Source organism: Streptococcus downei MFe28 (assembly GCF_900459175.1).
GTDB classification, from domain to species: domain Bacteria; phylum Bacillota; class Bacilli; order Lactobacillales; family Streptococcaceae; genus Streptococcus; species Streptococcus downei.
In genome coordinates, this window is the sequence record NZ_UHFA01000002.1 from 1,312,928 (window position 1) to 1,329,629 (window position 16,702).

General features: G+C 44.5%; 14 protein-coding genes and 1 pseudogene. 14 read left to right on the forward strand and 1 reads right to left on the reverse strand.

Annotated elements, in window-relative coordinates; translation table 11 throughout:
- Positions 1-172 precede the first annotated feature (172 nt).
- The 3 genes from DYE66_RS06210 (at position 173) to DYE66_RS06220 (ending at position 3,043) form a co-directional block, all read left to right on the forward strand.
- The gene (locus DYE66_RS06210; RefSeq protein ID WP_002998100.1) at positions 173-1,249 is read left to right on the forward strand and encodes an aspartate-semialdehyde dehydrogenase; all 1,077 of its coding nucleotides are present in this window, start codon (positions 173-175) and stop codon (positions 1,247-1,249) included.
- Positions 1,250-1,580: 331 nt separating this feature from the next.
- Positions 1,581-2,528: a 4-hydroxy-tetrahydrodipicolinate synthase gene (gene dapA, locus DYE66_RS06215; protein ID WP_002997915.1), complete on the forward strand. Its 948-nt coding sequence runs from the start codon at positions 1,581-1,583 to the stop codon at positions 2,526-2,528.
- Positions 2,529-2,704: 176 nt separating this feature from the next.
- A complete protein-coding gene (locus tag DYE66_RS06220) occupies positions 2,705-3,043 on the forward strand; it encodes an ATP cone domain-containing protein (RefSeq protein WP_002998329.1) in 339 nt (112 codons plus the stop codon).
- A 52-nt stretch (positions 3,044-3,095) separates the two neighbouring features.
- Here DYE66_RS06220 and DYE66_RS06225 read toward each other — a convergent pair whose 3' ends face one another.
- Positions 3,096-4,388, reverse strand: coding sequence for an aminotransferase-like domain-containing protein (locus DYE66_RS06225; RefSeq protein WP_115325041.1), 1,293 nt, complete (start codon positions 4,386-4,388; stop codon positions 3,096-3,098).
- A gap of 120 nt (positions 4,389-4,508) precedes the next feature.
- Between DYE66_RS06225 and DYE66_RS06230 the strand changes: the two genes are divergently transcribed.
- From DYE66_RS06230 to DYE66_RS06280, 11 genes and pseudogenes are all read left to right on the forward strand, one after another.
- Positions 4,509-5,018, forward strand: a complete 510-nt coding sequence (locus DYE66_RS06230; RefSeq protein ID WP_115325042.1) for an ECF transporter S component — start codon at positions 4,509-4,511, stop codon at positions 5,016-5,018.
- A 213-nt stretch (positions 5,019-5,231) separates the two neighbouring features.
- Positions 5,232-6,083, forward strand: a complete 852-nt coding sequence (gene ylqF / locus DYE66_RS06235; RefSeq protein WP_002998137.1) for a ribosome biogenesis GTPase YlqF — start codon at positions 5,232-5,234, stop codon at positions 6,081-6,083.
- Entirely contained in the window at positions 6,070-6,837 is a 768-nt protein-coding gene (locus tag DYE66_RS06240; protein WP_002998325.1) for a ribonuclease HII, read from the forward strand. The genes ylqF and DYE66_RS06240 overlap by 14 nt, the downstream gene beginning before the upstream one ends.
- A gap of 72 nt (positions 6,838-6,909) precedes the next feature.
- Positions 6,910-7,443, forward strand: a pseudogene (locus DYE66_RS06245) (DapH/DapD/GlmU-related protein).
- Between the two features lie 41 nt (positions 7,444-7,484).
- Positions 7,485-8,972 (forward strand): ROK family protein, encoded by a 1,488-nt coding sequence (locus DYE66_RS06250; RefSeq protein WP_115325043.1) that lies wholly within the window; start codon positions 7,485-7,487, stop codon positions 8,970-8,972.
- Positions 8,973-9,169: 197 nt separating this feature from the next.
- Positions 9,170-10,009: a DNA-processing protein DprA gene (gene dprA, locus DYE66_RS06255; protein WP_002997949.1), complete on the forward strand. Its 840-nt coding sequence runs from the start codon at positions 9,170-9,172 to the stop codon at positions 10,007-10,009.
- Between the two features lie 305 nt (positions 10,010-10,314).
- Positions 10,315-12,459, forward strand: a complete 2,145-nt coding sequence (gene topA, locus DYE66_RS06260) for a type I DNA topoisomerase (RefSeq protein ID WP_002997891.1) — start codon at positions 10,315-10,317, stop codon at positions 12,457-12,459.
- 163 nt (positions 12,460-12,622) lie between these two features.
- Complete coding sequence (locus tag DYE66_RS06265) at positions 12,623-14,002, forward strand: DMT family transporter (protein ID WP_002998058.1); 1,380 nt, start codon at positions 12,623-12,625, stop codon at positions 14,000-14,002.
- 190 nt (positions 14,003-14,192) lie between these two features.
- A complete protein-coding gene (locus tag DYE66_RS06270; protein ID WP_002997827.1) occupies positions 14,193-14,807 on the forward strand; it encodes an SGNH/GDSL hydrolase family protein in 615 nt (204 codons plus the stop codon).
- Between the two features lie 141 nt (positions 14,808-14,948).
- On the forward strand, positions 14,949-15,185 hold the full coding sequence (locus tag DYE66_RS11000) for a DUF2809 domain-containing protein (RefSeq protein WP_080567358.1): 237 nt from the start codon (positions 14,949-14,951) through the stop codon (positions 15,183-15,185).
- A gap of 590 nt (positions 15,186-15,775) precedes the next feature.
- Positions 15,776-16,615, forward strand: coding sequence for a patatin-like phospholipase family protein (locus DYE66_RS06280; RefSeq protein WP_002998000.1), 840 nt, complete (start codon positions 15,776-15,778; stop codon positions 16,613-16,615).
- Positions 16,616-16,702: the final 87 nt, after the last annotated feature.

A 16,702-nucleotide genomic window follows, 5' to 3' on the forward strand; every position in this document is an offset into this window, starting at 1 on the left:
TTTTGATTGGAAATCCGAATTCTCGAGAAAGGGATCATCAAGCTGCTAGGGTATTCTTAAATGTTAAAACTTTTCATTTCACCTTTTCATTCCTCTATAAAAAGTGTATAATGAAGCTATTATAAATTTTTAGAAAATTTTGACGAACAGTTTTGTAAGGAAGGTCTAAGCTATGGGATACACAGTCGCTGTTGTTGGTGCCACTGGTGCCGTCGGAACTCGCATGATTCAACAATTGGAGCAGTCCAATCTGCCAATTGACAAGGTTCGCCTCTTGTCATCCAGTCGCTCAGCTGGCAAGGTCCTCCAATACAAGGGTCAAGATGTAACCGTTGAATTGACAACTGAGGATTCTTTTACTGGTGTTGACATTGCCCTCTTTTCTGCAGGGGGGTCTGTGTCCGCCAAGTTTGCGCCTTATGCCGTTAAGGCAGGAGCAGTTGTGGTGGACAATACCTCTTACTTCCGGCAAAATCCTGACGTTCCTTTGGTTGTTCCCGAAGTAAATGCTCATGCTTTGGAAGCCCATAATGGGATTGTCTCTTGCCCTAACTGTTCAACCATTCAGATGATGGTGGCTCTGGAGCCTATTCGGCAAAAATGGGGCCTAGAACGGATTATCGTTTCGACCTATCAGGCGGTTTCTGGTGCTGGTCAATCTGCCATTAATGAAACCCAGCGTGAACTTAAGGAAGTCCTTAATGATGGTAAGGACCCTAAAGATGTTCAGGCAGATATTTTGCCAGCAGGTGGTGATAAGAAGCACTTCCCAATTGCCTTTAACGCCCTAGCGCAAATTGATGTCTTCACCGATAACGACTACACCTATGAAGAAATGAAGATGACCAATGAGACCAAGAAAATTATGGAAGATGATAGCATCGCTGTTTCAGCGACCTGCGTTCGGATTCCTGTCCTCTTAGCCCACTCAGAGTCTGTTTACATTGAAACCAAAGAAGTGGCTCCAGTTGATGAGGTCAAGGTAGCTATTGCCAATTTCCCAGGTGCTGTCCTAGAAGATGATGTTGTCCATCAAGTTTATCCCCAAGCTGTCAATGCTGTCGGTAAACGGGAAACCTTTGTCGGTCGAATTCGTAAGGACTTGGATGCGCCTAAGGGTCTTCATATGTGGGTGGTTTCTGACAACCTCCTCAAGGGTGCTGCTTGGAACTCTGTTCAAATCGCAGAAACCCTCCATGAAAAAGGGCTTGTTCGATCTACAAAAGAATTAAAATTTGAATTGAAATAAGTGATTACGACGAGGAGAGAGCGGGACAAAAATTGCGATTTCCCAGAAATCGATTTTGTCGTCCCGCCTCCGCACAGTTGATTAGGATGGCCGCTATCACTTGCCTAGCAAGGGATAAGGACTTCCAATCAACCACTGCGTCAATGTGTCCAATGTTGAAAAAGTAACGAGGCTAGGACTTTTTGTCCCAACCTTCTTTTTGTCGAGAAGATTGGGAGGCTAGTGATGACCCTCATTGAGGAGTTTATCTAGTCTTGCACAGGACTGGTATTAGGCACTTGGGATGGCGTGATGATGTCAGTTCTTGCTACAATGATTTTAGGAGGTTAATATGACTGCACAAGATTCTATCCAACAACTGCGTCAGGCCAAATTGATTACGGCTATGATTACACCCTTTAAGCCAGATGGTTCTATCAATTTTGATGCTCTGCCTGATTTGGTGGAACATCTCTTAAGCAACCACACCCAAGGTTTGCTTCTGGCTGGTACAACGGCCGAAAGTCCAACCTTGACCCATGATGAGGAATTGGAGCTATTTAAGGCTGTTCAAGAGATTGTTAAGGGGCGTGTTCCCTTGATTGCTGGTGTGGGTACCAATGACACTCGAGATTCTGTTGATTTTGCCAAAGAAGTGGTCGCCTTTGGTGGCTTCGTAGCTGGCTTAGCCATTGTTCCTTATTACAATAAACCATCTCAAGAAGGCATGTATCAGCATTTCAAAGCTATCGCCGATGCTAGTGACTTGCCAATTATTATCTATAACATCCCAGGACGGGTTGTAGTAGAGATGGCACCAGATACCATGCTCCGCTTGGCAGAGCACCCTAATATCATCGGGGTTAAGGAATGCACCAGTCTGGATAATATGGCCTATCTGATTGAGCATAAACCAGATGATTTCTTAGTTTATACTGGTGAAGACGGTGAGGCCTTCCATGCCATGAATATTGGGGCTGACGGTGTTATTTCTGTGGCCAGTCATTCCAATGGCCAAGAAATGCACCAGATGTTACAGGCTATTGCGGACAATGATATTAAAAAGGCTGCCAGTATCCAGCGTAAGTTTATTCCTAAGGTCAATGCCCTCTTCTCAGTTCCTAGTCCAGCGCCTGTCAAGGCTGTTCTCAACCATCTGGGCTTTGAAGTTGGACCTTTGCGACTGCCATTGGTAGCCTGCACGCCTGAAGAAGAAAAACGTATTATCAAAGTCGTCCTAGAGGAAGATATTGAAGCTACCCGTCAGACCGTAACAGGTGTTGTCCGACCAGATTATTAGAGTCTAGCAGGCACTTGGCTTGACAAATCCCTTTGTGGCCAGCATAATGAAAGAAGAAAAGATAAAGCAAAGGATTTAGGCCCAGCTATCAGAAGGAAAAAGTCAAGCTGTTAGATGTTCAGTTTTTCAAAAGTCCTAGGTGGGCCTAGCTATCCTAATAGAAAAGAGGCGATTACATGCAAATTACCAAACGTAGTGGTCAGGTTGTTGAATTTGATCCAGATAAAATTTATCAGGCTATCCTCAAGGCAGCACAGTCTGTCTATGTTCTGGATGACAAGCTTCGTCAAGAATTGGCAGAAGTGACAAAGAAGGTTGTTATTGACCTGGAAGAGGCCCATGCCGACCGACCAACCATTTCTATGGTTCAATCTCAGGTTGAAAATCGTCTCATGGATGCTGGTTACATCAACATTGCTGAGCACTATATTTCCTATCGCCTGCAAAGAGATTTGGAACGTAATGGTTATGGTGATCAAATTGCTGTCCACCTGCGTTTTGAAAAATTAAAATAAGGACAAAGAGCCGTTAAAGGAAGAGGATTTGTCTTCCTTTAACGGCTCTTTTTTACTGCTTAATTTTTTCCAGATTTTCAAAAACTCGCTTAACTTTATTGATTTCTCTGGCCAAGGACTGATCGTTAGCCAGGTGGAGATAGGCGGATTCCTCTTGGTCTATTCGACAGGCTGTATCTAAGAGGGATAGCCCCCTTTCTCTAAAAGGTCCCAATTTGACTTGACTTGGTAGTTGAATACTAAGATTCTTGGGGCTGACTTGATAACTAAGTTTGTCGGGGAGCTTGTGACAAAGCTCTTTAGCACTTTCTTGACGTTGGTCGAAGAAGTGCTGGAGTTGGCTCAGATTCTTCTTGAACATACCGTTATCTAAATACAAGGAGAGGGCTTGTTGCATGATCAGACTAGTATCGTAATCCATCAATTTCTTGTAGGCCAAAAAGTCAGCTACTAAATCCTGAGGAAGTAGCGAAAGACCCAATCTAAGGGCTGGAAAGAGGGTAGTTGAAAACGATTTGAGATAAATGACCCGCTCGTGAGTGTCGTAGTAGTGGAGGGGGAGGTTGTCCGATCTAGCAAAATCTCCCATATAGTCATCCTCGATGATGTAGACGTCATAACGCTGGGCTAAATCAACAAGAGCCTCTTTTTCCTGAGGACTATAGGATAGACCCAGAGGATTGGAGAGGCGAGGAATGGTATAAAAGAATTTAATAGCTTCCTGCCTGAAGAGCTTTTCTAACTGGTCCAAGTCAAGGCCAGAAAAGCCTCTCTCAATGCTTAAATAGGGGAGCTGTTGTTGGCGAACCAAGTTATTCATCCGGTGATAAGTGGGCTGTTCCAGCAAAATCTTTGTTTTTTGATTAGGGAAGCTCATCTGTGAGAGAATATAGAGGGCTTGTTGGGTTCCCGATGTGACCACCAGATTCTCCACCTTAGTATAGATATCCTGGTCAAAGAGGTGGGCCTGCAAGGAGTTGAGTAGCTGTTTCAATCCTTCTTGTTGCTGATAGTAGTTGAAGAGGAAGTTTTCTCTTCCGACTAGGGTCTCTGATAGGCAGGTTTTAAAGTCCTGGTAGGCTAACTTATTATAGGACTCTGGGTTAATGACAAGGGATTCCTCTTCTTGTTCTTGGCCTTCTAAAACATAGTAGCCACTCTTGGGGACAGGGTAAACCAGTTTTTTGTACTTGAGTTCAAGGAGGGCACGCTGGGCGGTATCCTTGCTACACTTATAGTCCTGGCTCAGCTGGCGAACAGACGGTAGTTTCTCTCCTTTTTTGAGCTGTCCCTTTTGGATGGCTTGAGTGAGACTCTGAGTAATCATTTGAAATTTACTTGGCATAATCTGTCCCCGTACAGTTTTGTGATGACTCTATTGTATCTTATTTTAAGCAGGTTTACAATGGTAGCCATAAGGGAAATCACGAGAATGTGGTTTTTCCAAATAAGTGAGGTGGTTTTCATGTCAACTAAAAGAATAACACTAGCGGCTCTCTTTATGGCTCTGGTCATTATCTTGAGCTCGTCATATTTATCAGTACCAGTTCCTGGTGGGCATTTTTATATCAATGGGATTGTCATCTGTCTAGTTGGTCTGCTTTTTCCACCAACTGAGAGTGTCATCGTTGCTGGGATTGGTTCTTTCATCGGCGATTTTCTCTTTTATCCAGCACCTATGTTTGTGACCTTGATTAGCCATAGTATACAAGTCTTGGTCATCAGCCTCTTGGTCAAACAGGCCTACGAAAAGCTCTCAAAGACCAGATTTTTTACAGCCCTGATTGTGGGTGGACTTCTTAATCTGCTCGGTTACTTTTTGGGGCGGTCCTTCCTCTATGCCAATCTGCTAACGGCTTTGATGAAATTGCCCTTTGATGGCTTTGCCTTGGTCATTTCTATCTTAGTCGTTTACCTCCTTTACTACCATACCAGATTTGTTAGCATGTTTAAGCAGGCTTGGGGAAATCGATAGGTGGGAGAGTCTACTTAGTTCCAAAATCTTATTTGCCTTGTCCCAATTGTAGTAAGGCAAGTGGAAATTTTAGGAGATGGCATGGATCCAGAAGAAGTGATTATTTAAAGGGTCACTTCTTTTTTTAATCTGATTTTAAAGTTACTAGTCGGGCTTTTTTGGGGTATTCCATGCTATAATGGTAGTAATATTTGAAATTAGTTGAGGAGTGTCATGGCAAGTATTCAATGGTTTCCTGGTCATATGTCGAAGGCCAGGCGACAGGTTCAGGAAAATCTTAAATTCGTGGATTTTGTGACAGTTTTGGTTGATGCCCGTCTACCCTTATCCAGTCAGAATCCTATGTTGACCAAGATTGTTGGCGATAAACCCAAGCTACTAATTCTAAACAAGGCCGATTTGGCCGATCCCCTTTTGATTAAGGACTGGCAGGCATATTTTGAAAAGCAGGGAATCAAGACCCTGCTTATCAATGCCAAGGAGCAGTCAACGGTTAAGAAATTGACCGATGCAGCCAAGAACCTGATGTCAGACAAGTTGGAGCGTCTCAGGGAGAAAGGCATTCAAAAAGAAGGCCTACGGACGATGATTATTGGGATTCCCAATGCTGGCAAGTCAACCTTGATGAACCGTCTAGCTGGTAAAAAAATCGCTGTGGTCGGCAATAAGCCAGGGGTGACCAAGGGACAGCAATGGCTCAAGTCCAATAAGGATTTGGAAATCCTGGATACGCCAGGAATTCTTTGGCCTAAGTTTGAGGACCAAGAGGTGGGCCTGAAATTAGCCCTGACGGGGGCCATCAAAGATAATCTATTACCTATGGATGAGGTCACCATCTTTGGTCTCAACTATTTTAAGGAAAATTATCCCCAGCGATTAATGGAGCGCTTCAAGGGAATTAACTTGGAAGAGGAGGCGCCAGAAATCATCATGGACTTAACTCAAAAATTGGGCTTTCGCGATGATTATGACCGCTTTTACAATCTCTTTGTCAAGGACGTCCGAGATGGCAAACTGGGTCGCTACACCCTAGATAAGGTCAGTGATTTAGATGGCAACCATTAAGGAAATTAAGGAGCAACTAGCCGATGTGACTGAGCTAGCCAGCCCTGTCTTTGCCCAATTGGCTAGTGATGGACGGGCCGGTGTCCAGGCAGCAATCAAAAAACGTCAGCGAGAAATTCAGGCGGAACTGGCGGAGGACCAACGTTTGGAAGCCATGTTAGCCTATGAAAAGGCCCTCTATGCTGATGGACTTGAGCTAATCGCTGGAATTGATGAGGTGGGGCGTGGCCCCTTGGCTGGTCCTGTTGTAGCAGCTGCGGTCATCCTGCCTAAGGATTGTAAAATCAAGGGTCTCAATGACAGCAAGAAGATTCCCAAGAAAAGGCATGGGCTCATCTATAATCAGGTTATGGACCAGGCTCTGGCGGTCGGAATTGGTCTTAAGTCCAATGAGGTCATCGACCACGTCAATATCTATGAGGCAACCAAGTTAGCCATGCTAGAAGCAGTAGGGCAGTTGGCATTGCGTCCGCAACACCTACTGATTGATGCTATGGATCTAGATTTAGAAATTCCTCAGACCTCTATCATCAAGGGGGATGCTTCTAGCTTATCCATCGCTGCAGCTTCTATTGTAGCCAAGGTAACTAGGGACCGGCTGATGGCTGATTATGACGAAAAATTTCCGGGCTATGACTTTAGTCACAATGCTGGTTATGGCACTAAATCCCATCTTGAAGGCTTGAAAAAATGGGGAGTTAGCCCCATTCATCGGCGCAGTTTTGAACCTGTAAAGTCCATGGTTAAGTCCTGATTGGTCAGCCAGGTTTAAGGAGGAAAGATCGTGAAAATAGAAGACTTTCGTCAGGCATTGAACGAGACCTCGATGATTCCAGCTGGCTCAGAACTTGCCCAGCAGTTTCACTTTTACAGCCAAAGGGCTCTGAAAATTACCAGTCAAATGAATGGAGGTTATCACAGTCCGGAGGAAATTGTTGGGCTTATGAGAGAGTTGACAGGATAGGAAGTTCCTGATAATTTACGAATTTTTCCGCCCTTTTCGACAGACTGTGCTATCAATACTAGATTTGGTCAGAATGTCTTCATTAATGCTGGCTGCCGCTTTCAAGGCCAGGCCGGCATTAGCATTGGCGATAACTGCCTCATTGATCACAATGTCGTCTTGGCCACCCTCAATCATGATTTGAACCCTCAAAAACGTGGGGGTCTCCACCTAGCTCCCATTAAAATTGGTCAAGATGTCTGGATTGGCTCCAATGCTACCGTGACTCAGGGAGTGACCATTGGTAAGGGAGCGGTGATTGCTGCGGGAGCAGTAGTTACAAAAGATGTCCCAGCCAATACAGTCGTTGGAGGGGTACCAGCTCATGTGATTAAAAATATTGACGTAGAAGAATAAGTAACTGGCTCAGGTAGCCTTTGAACTAGAATGGAAAACGTATGGGAAAAGTAACAGAACGTGAAAAAATGTTGGCAGGCCTTCTTTACGATGCCTCCGATTCAGAATTAGTCGACCTTCGCCAACAGGCTCGGGTCATTACGCGGATGTTTAATGCTGAAGAAGATGAGGAGCAGGCTCAGGCCCTGCTTAAGACCTTCTTTGGGAAAACCGGACAAAATATTACCGTCCATCCTCGCTTTGTCTGCGACTATGGTAGCAATATCTATGTCGGTGAGAATTTCTATGCCAATTATGACTGTACATTTTTGGATGTCTGCGAGATAAGGATTGGCGACAATGCCATGTTTGGCCCTAACTGTCAACTCTTGACAGCCCTTCATCCCTTGGATGCTGAGGAACGTATCAGGGGTAAGGAGTACGGTAGTCCTATTACCATTGGTGATAATGTCTGGTGTGGTGCTGGTGCGACTATTTTACCTGGGGTCACCCTAGGGAACAATGTCGTTGTCGGAGCAGGCTCCGTTGTCACCAAGTCTTTTGGCGATAATGTCGTTCTGGCTGGTAATCCAGCTCGGGTCATTAAGGATTTAACAGAGACTAGCTGTCTGACCATTGACATTGGTGGGTCCGCTATCAAGTATGGTTTAATTGATGAACGCCTGGTTGTCACCGAGGAAGGTAAAGTTCCAACTCCAGCTAGTTTGGCAGAATTTTGGACTAGTTTGACGACTATCGTTGAATCCTATCAGGATAAAATTAAGGCCATTGCCATTTCCTGTCCAGGTGAAATCAGTAAAAATGGCCGTGTTTATCGGGGCGGACTTATCCCCTACCTCAAGAATGTTCCCCTAGCTAAGCAACTGTCTGAGCAATTTTCTATGCCGATGAGTGTTCTCAATGATGCCAATGCAGCAGCTTTAGCAGAAGCCAAATCGGGCGTTCTCAAAGACAGCCATTGTGGAGCAATCTTGGTGCTAGGAACTGGCGTCGGCCTAGGAGTGGTCTCAGAGAATCGCCTGGTAACCTTCCCCTCACGAGACCTACGGCCCAGCACTGCCGACTTAAGAGCCAACGACCAATCGGTCTGGCGGCAGATTAGTCACACCTTGGAACTTAATCGTATCGGTATAGAGAGTCTCTTCTCCAATGCAGGATCCGCTGTCAAATTTGTAGAGGATGCCAGCCAAGTCTTGGGTTTGGAAGAAGCAGATGGCCAAAAAGTTTTTAAAGCGCTGGAAAATGAGCCATCAGAGGAGCTACAGGAGCTTTTTGAAACCTACTGCCGAGATATTGCCTATTTAATCCTAAACTTGCAAACCTTCCTCAAGGTTGAAAATCTGGCCATCGGTGGCGGCATTAGCGCCCAGCCTCTCTTGGTCAAGTCCATCGCTGAGCAATACGACAAGCTCTTTACCAGTGTTTTAGCCTTCCAACATTTCGAACAGTTGGAAATTGAGGCAGCGACCAATGGCAACAAGGCCAATCTAATTGGTGCCTATCTCTATCTAATGACTAATCGAAAATAGGTATTTGAGAGCGAGACAGGCAGTCATGAGGAGTTCCTCCCCACCCACAAACCTTGTAATCTTGTAAGATTACGTACCAGAAGTCATGATTTCGTCAAATTGATTTTGTCCTTGCCTCTGCTTTATCATCCTAGATATTTTCGTCGAGTCCTGCATTTTTTGCAGGGCTTTTCGTATAGATAGGTAGAGGTGATTTTATGAATAATTTTGAACTCTTCAAGCTCAAGCAGGCTGGCTTGACCAATTTGCAAATCCTCAATATTCTAGACTATCAAAAAGAGGTTGGCAAATCTTTATCCTTAAGGGATATGGCCGTGGTCTCTCAGACTAGCAAGGCCGGTCATTTTATGGAAAGCTACAAGCACCTAGACCTGAAGGAGCTTCGCCAACAATTTAATCGCTTTCCCTCTTTTTCGATTTTAGACAAAGAATATCCTAGTGATTTGGCCAATATCTATAACCCTCCTGTTCTCCTCTTTTATCAAGGCGATTTGACTCTCTTGGATGCGCCAAAATTATCAATGGTTGGCTCCCGAAATTGTTCGACAACTGGAACTAAGTCCCTTCAAAAAATTATTAAGGAATTGGATAATCAGTTTGTCATTGTCTCAGGTCTGGCCAGGGGAATTGACACAGCAGCCCACATTGCCTGCCTAAAAAATGGTGGTAAAACGATTGCGGTTGTCGGGACGGGACTAGATGTCTTTTATCCTAAGGAAAATCGGGACTTGCAGGAATATTTGGCTAAACATCATCTGCTCCTGTCTGAATATGAAGCTGGCCAACAACCTCTGAAATTCCATTTTCCTGAGCGCAATCGGATTATCGCAGGCCTTTCAAGAGGGACAGTCGTTGCTGAGGCCAAGCAACGCTCGGGTAGTCTCATCACTTGTGAGCGAGCTATGGAAGAAGGACGGGATGTCTTCGCCATTCCTGGAAATATTCTGGATGGCAGGTCTGATGGTTGCCATCATTTGATTCAAGAAGGGGCAAAATGTATCCTGTCAGGTCAGGATATACTTGCCGAATACGAATGAGGGCCGAGTTGAAATCCAATCCTTTCATAGTTCAGGGTTTGAGACTTTCTTTGACAAATGCTACCTAACAATTTGACCTTGGTTTTTACGAATGTCAGCCGATTATTGCAACTTATCCAAGCGACTTTTAAAGGGGCTTATTTTTTCGATTTCCATTTAAACGCCCAATTCATGGGCTTCTGTTAACTTATTTTTAACTTTCGACCTTTTGCTTTTTCCTATAGGAGAAAGTTTTTTATTGACAGTCCCTAAAAAGTGGGTTATCATGCTAGGAGTTTATTTGAAAGATTGAGGGAGTGATGCTGATGGCAGTAGCAACTAAGGCCAAAACAAGTAAAAAAACGACTAGTAAAAAGGCCACGACCAAGAGCAAAAAACGAGCAACCCCAAAGAAAAACTTGGTTATCGTTGAGTCGCCAGCCAAGGCGAAAACCATTGAAAAATATCTAGGGCGGAGCTATAAGGTTGTGGCTTCGGTCGGACATATTCGAGATTTGAAGAAGTCCTCCATGTCCATTGATTTTGAAAACAACTATGAGCCTCAGTACATCAACATTCGTGGCAAGGGTCCTCTCATCAATGATTTGAAAAAAGAGGCCAAGAAGGCCAAGCAAGTCTATTTAGCAAGTGACCCGGACCGTGAAGGAGAGGCGATTTCCTGGCACCTGGCCCATATTCTCGACTTGGATGAAAAGGGCAAGAATCGGGTTGTCTTCAATGAAATTACTAAGGACGCCGTTAAGAACGCCTTTGTCGAGCCCAGAGCCATTGATATGGATTTAGTCGATGCTCAACAAGCCCGCCGGGTCTTGGACCGAATTGTGGGTTACTCGATTTCACCTCTCCTCTGGAAGAAGGTCAAGAAGGGCTTGTCTGCTGGCCGGGTGCAATCGGTTGCCCTCAAGCTGATTATTGACCGGGAAAATGAAATCAAGGCCTTTAAACCCCAAGAGTATTGGACTATTGATGGTGCCTTTAAGAAGGGCAATAAGAAGTTCCAAGCCAGCTTTTATGGCCTAGACGGCAAGAAGTTGAAGCTAGAGACCAATGAGGATGTCAAAAAGGTTCTGGCTAAGATTACTAGCGATGAGTTTAAGGTTGACAAGGTAGAAAAGAAGGAGCGTCGTCGCAATGCTCCCCTGCCTTACACCACCTCATCCATGCAACAGGATGCGGCCAATAAGATAAACTTTAGAACGCGTAAGACCATGATGGTGGCCCAGCAACTTTATGAAGGTATCAGTCTGGGACGGGGCGGTCAGCAAGGTCTCATTACCTATATGCGGACCGACTCGACTCGGATTAGTCCAGTCGCTCAAAATGATGCGGCTAATTTCATTAGTGATCGCTTTGGTGCCAAGTACTCTAAGCATGGTAGCAAGGTTCGCAATAGCTCTAGTGCCCAAGATGCCCACGAAGCCATTCGGCCATCCAGCGTTTTTAACACGCCTGAATCCATCGCCAAATACCTCAACAAGGACCAACTCAAGCTTTATACCCTGATTTGGAATCGCTTTGTGGCCAGCCAGATGACGGCGGCGGTCTTTGATACCATGAAAGTAACCCTAGATCAAAACGGTGTCATCTTTACAGCTAATGGTAGCCAGGTCAAATTTGATGGTTATCTGGCCGTCTACAATGACTCTGATAAGAATAAGATGTTACCAGACATGGCCCAAGGTGATACGGTTAAGAAGGTTTCCACCAATCCTGAGCAACACTTTACCCAACCCCCTGCTCGCTATTCCGAAGCGACCTTGATTAAAACTCTGGAAGAAAATGGTGTTGGTCGACCGTCAACCTATGCCCCAACTCTGGAAACCATCCAAAAACGTTACTATGTCCGACTAGTGGCCAAACGCTTTGAACCGACTGAGCTGGGAGAAATTGTCAATAATCTCATTGTCGAATTCTTCCCTGACATTGTTGATGTCGCCTTCACGGCTGAGATGGAAGACAAGTTGGATGCGGTTGAAGTTGGCAAGGAGCAGTGGCAGAAGGTCATTGATGCCTTTTACAAACCTTTTGAAAAGGAATTGGAAAAGGCTGAAGCAGGAATCGAAAAAATCCAAATCAAGGACGAGCCAGCTGGCTTTGACTGTGACCTCTGTGGTCACCCTATGGTTATCAAACTGGGTCGCTATGGCAAATTCTACGCCTGCAGCAATTTTCCTGAGTGTCGCAATACCAAGGCCATCACCAAGGAAATTGGCGTGACCTGTCCAACCTGTGGTAAGGGCCAAGTTATTGAACGCAAGACTAAACGCAATCGAATTTTCTACGGCTGTGACCGTTATCCTGACTGCGAATTTACCTCTTGGGATCTGCCAGTTGGCCGCAACTGTCCTAAATGCGACCACTATCTGGTCGAAAAGAAGGTTCGTGGTGGTGGCAAACAGGTCATCTGTAGCAACAGCGATTGTGACTACCAGGAAGAAAAAGTGAAATAAGTAAAAAGGGGGACATGACCTCTTTTTTTCTAATAAAAAACTTGAGGTACCAGTTCTAACAAAAAGGTTTGAAAAATTTGCCATCAAGCCTTTACATAAGCTTAAATTATGCTAAAATAGACAAGTGACCAACTATGGTACTATAAATCAAAAGGAGTCCATCATGAATAATAATGAAGAATGGGTCAAGCAGTTTGAAGCTCTGACTGGTCGTAAACCGACTGCAAACGAGTTTGTTAAGGGAAAGAAAGATAATTTTGACCTTAATAAATTAGCGGAAATGGTTGGTGCTAATCAGGCAAATTCTGTCCCTCAAGTTAATCCAGCTAAGCCTGTAAATCCAGCTCCTCAAGCCAATCAGGGCCAACCTGAAGTTAACCAGGTAGCTGGCCAAGAAGGTAACCAACCAAAGGCTCAGGCAGGAGTTGCGGGTCCAGCCCAAGGAGCATCTGTAGGCGGCCAAGGTCAAATGCCATTGCCAGGACAAGCTTCTCAGCAAGGTCAGGCCTCTCAGCAACCAAATCCAAATATGCAATCGGCCTTCAATCAGCCCTTCCAACAGTCTGGTTTTCCAGGGGTGCCAACTCAAAAATCCAACACTTCTGAGTTGATTTTGGGACTGGTTTTACCGATTATTTCTTTGGTACTTTCTGTTTTGTTCGCAGGTTTATCATTTACACCAGCAGCAGTTGTTTTTCTGATTTTGGCTGTCCTTGGCTTAATCTTTGCTGGAGTGCTTTTATTGCTCAACCTCAAGGGCAAGAAATTACTGTCCATTATTGCAAGTGGTGTTGCTCTGCTTGCAGTTATTGTTAGTGTTGGTGGTCTGCTTGTCAATAACTCGCGTCAATCATCTGGCAAATCCGATAATTCTTCAACTGTAAGCAGCAGTAAGAAGAAGGATAACGGTACTAAGGTTAAGGATAACAGTACCGATGTCAGCGACTACACAGATAAAAGTTATAAATTTGAGTGGAAACAAAGTGATCTCTCCGACATGAAGATTGATAGTGACAAGGTGTCTGATGTTATTAAGGAACATGGTAAGGCATCTGAAGCTGAAATTTCCGGTGATAATTTGACACTTACCTACAAAGATAGTTCAAAATCTGATGATGGCGGTACCCAACAACAAGTTAGGGTTGCTTTTAAAAAGCAATACGATGGAACCTGGGTTCTTTCTTATGTTAGTGGTGATTTCAAGGCTGACGACATCACAACCGATTCTTCCTACAAGGCAGACTGGAGCAAGTCCGATTTTGATGCCTTAAAGGTCGGGGATGATGAGACTGGTAGTGGCGGAACTAGCTGGAGTGATGTCAAGAGTAAACACTCTAAACCAAGTGAAGCCTATTACTCAGTTTCTATGTTCACTAAAGGTGAAGTTGAAAAATCTTTAAATATTGTATACTCAGATTATGACGCTGATGACTCGCATGCCAGATCAGTTCGGCTTGAGTTCAAGTCTAGTGACGATGGTAAAACCTACAATCTTAGTAGTAAATATGGTTATGGTGCTGGCATCAAAAATGATGACAAGTAATTAGCCAATAGCCCCTATCGGCTTTAACAGAAAAGAGGTCTGGATATTGTTTCCGGCCTCTTTTTGGTGGAATGTAGGTGCATGAAAGAAATGTTTCAAATTCTGCAGTGATAGCTGGTTTTGACGGAATTAAGCATCTTTGTTGTTTTGACCGATAGCATTTTCCTTTAATTTTTGCTAGACTAAGGCTATGCAAGCAGAACCTAGAAAAGACCCAAGCATCCTTAGTCATCAAGAAGAGCGCTGCCAATTTTTTGCGTCGGAGTCAACTAAACCAGCTTCAATCCTTTTTATGGGGGATTCAATTGTGGAATTTTTCTCGCTCAAGAAATTCTTGGGTTATGACCTGAACCTTGTCAATCATGGGATAGCTGGGACCTCTGCCCACTGGATGTGTGACCATGTTGACCAGGTCTTGGCTGGAGCTCAGCCAGAGCAAATTTTCCTCCTGATCGGCACCAATGATATTGGAATGGGCTATGAGACCGAGGAAATCGTTACTTGTATAGAGGCTATTTCTAATCGTTTACGCAGTTTCAGTTATGGTAGTCGCTTGACTCTGATTTCAGTTCTGCCGGTTAATGAGGCTCCTAAGTATCAGGCCAAGGTAAAAATCAGGCGAAATAACAAGATTGAAGAATTAAATCGGCAGTTAGAGGCTCTGCCAGGCATAGAGTTTGCGGATGTTTTCACTGCCTTGCTAGATAAACAGGGTCAATTAGCAGAAGAATACACTCAGGAGGGTTTGCATCTGACTCAGGCTGGCTATGCCAAATTGGCTCAAGCTCTCAAGCTTTATTTGTAAGGAAGAAAGAAATGGAAAAGAGATTTAGGATTGGCATAGTTTTACTGTTAGTAGGACTTTTGGGGCTTTTATCGAGAAAAGTCGCAGGCTTTCCTCTTTGGATCGGAGGACAGTCTCTGGGCTGCCGTCCTCTATTTAGCTCTGCGATTTTGCTGGCCTAAGACAGCCCTCAAGAAAATCGCCCTCTTAGCTTTAGTCGTCAGTCTTCTGGATGAATTTTCCCAGTTAATCCGATGGCACTGGCTGGTCAGCTTTCGCTTAACCACCCTTGGCTACCTGCTCTTGGGCCAAGGTTTCCAATGGGCAGACCTGCTAGCCTACGCTTTTGGTATTGCTTGCCTTTTTCTAATAGATAGTTATTTGTCTAAGAAGGGTTGAGAGAATGCCTCAGCCTTTTTCTTTTGCTTAGCGACAGCCAGATAAGAGAATCGATAATGTTCGAATATCTAGCTTAGTAAGAAGTTTAGGCAATCCACCATAGTGGTTGCCGTAGGGAATAGAGGCATTTTAATGCCCCATTCCCTTAACTTATTGAATTGAACACGCCTACAACTCTGTGAATTTAGATGAAATCAACTGGGTGTAAGCACCTTCGTTGATTTCCCTAATTTTGTGAGTTGTTTAACGGCTTGGCGATACGAAAACCAGCCAGTTGAAAATACTGGCTGGTTGAAGTTAATCAGGGAGCTAGTCAATCAGACTAGTGATTTCCCTTAGCCAGCTCTTGTATGAACAAGAAGGTGGCTTTGCTCCGTGGTATCTTATTGAAAGGAGAATAATAGTTTTCCACAAAAAAGTCCGACAGATAAGCCTATCTAAGATTTGAGAAGTCTTGATTGCAAGGTTAGCCGCAGTTGCAGTTCACCTATACCTCCTACTAATTTTTACCTACCATTGAAAACAAGCGGGAGAAGTGCTTGCTTGCCAGGAATTCTGCTATAATAATACTTATTAAGGAGGCGACAGTCATGCGTATAGGACTAGTTTTGGAAGGTGGAGGCATGCGAGGGCTCTACAGTCAGGGTGTCATCGATGCCTTTTTAGATGCCGGTATCAAGGTGGATGGACTCGTTGGGGTCTCCGCTGGCGCTCTTTTCGGTGTCAATCTCCTTTCCCAGCAGAGGGGGCGTGGCCTTCGCTACAATAAACGCTTTATCGGTCAGAAAAATTATATGAGCCTTTGGTCCTGGTTGACGACGGGGAATTTTGTCAATAAGGATTTCACCTACTACAAGGTGCCTCTGGAGTTGGATGTATTTGATGAGCAGACTTTTGAGGAATCTGGTGCTGATTTCTACGCTGTGGCAACTAATGTTGAAACCGGCAAGCCCGATTACCTGCCGGTCAAGAATGTTTTCAAAGAAATGGAAATCTTTCGAGCCAGCTCAGCCCTGCCTCTTGCTTCTAAAATCGTTGAATGGCAGGGGAAGAAGTATTTGGATGGCGGTCTTTCGGATTCCATTCCTGTTGAATTTGCTAGAAGTCTGGGCTTTGATAAATTGATTGTCGTCCTGACTCGTCCCAAGGATTATCGCAAGCAGCCTTCCAAGGGCCGGATTTATCAGCTTTTTTACCGTAAGTACCCTAACTTTGTCAAGGTGGCTAGTCAACGCTGGAAGACTTATAATCGTCAGGTAGAAGAGGTCATCAAGCTAGAGAAGGCAGGAGAAATCTTTGTCGTTCGTCCAGAAAAGGATTTGGACATTGGGCGACTGGAAACCAATCCCGAAAAATTTGATGAGATTTACAATATAGGCCTGACGGATACCCAAAAAATCATGCCCAAATTAAAGGCTTATTTAAAATGAACTCGCCTACACCACTGTGGAAAAAGAAGAAGTTTCCTGTGTGGTGTTTAACGGCTCTGCGACGCGGAGATAAAGCAGTCAGACTAC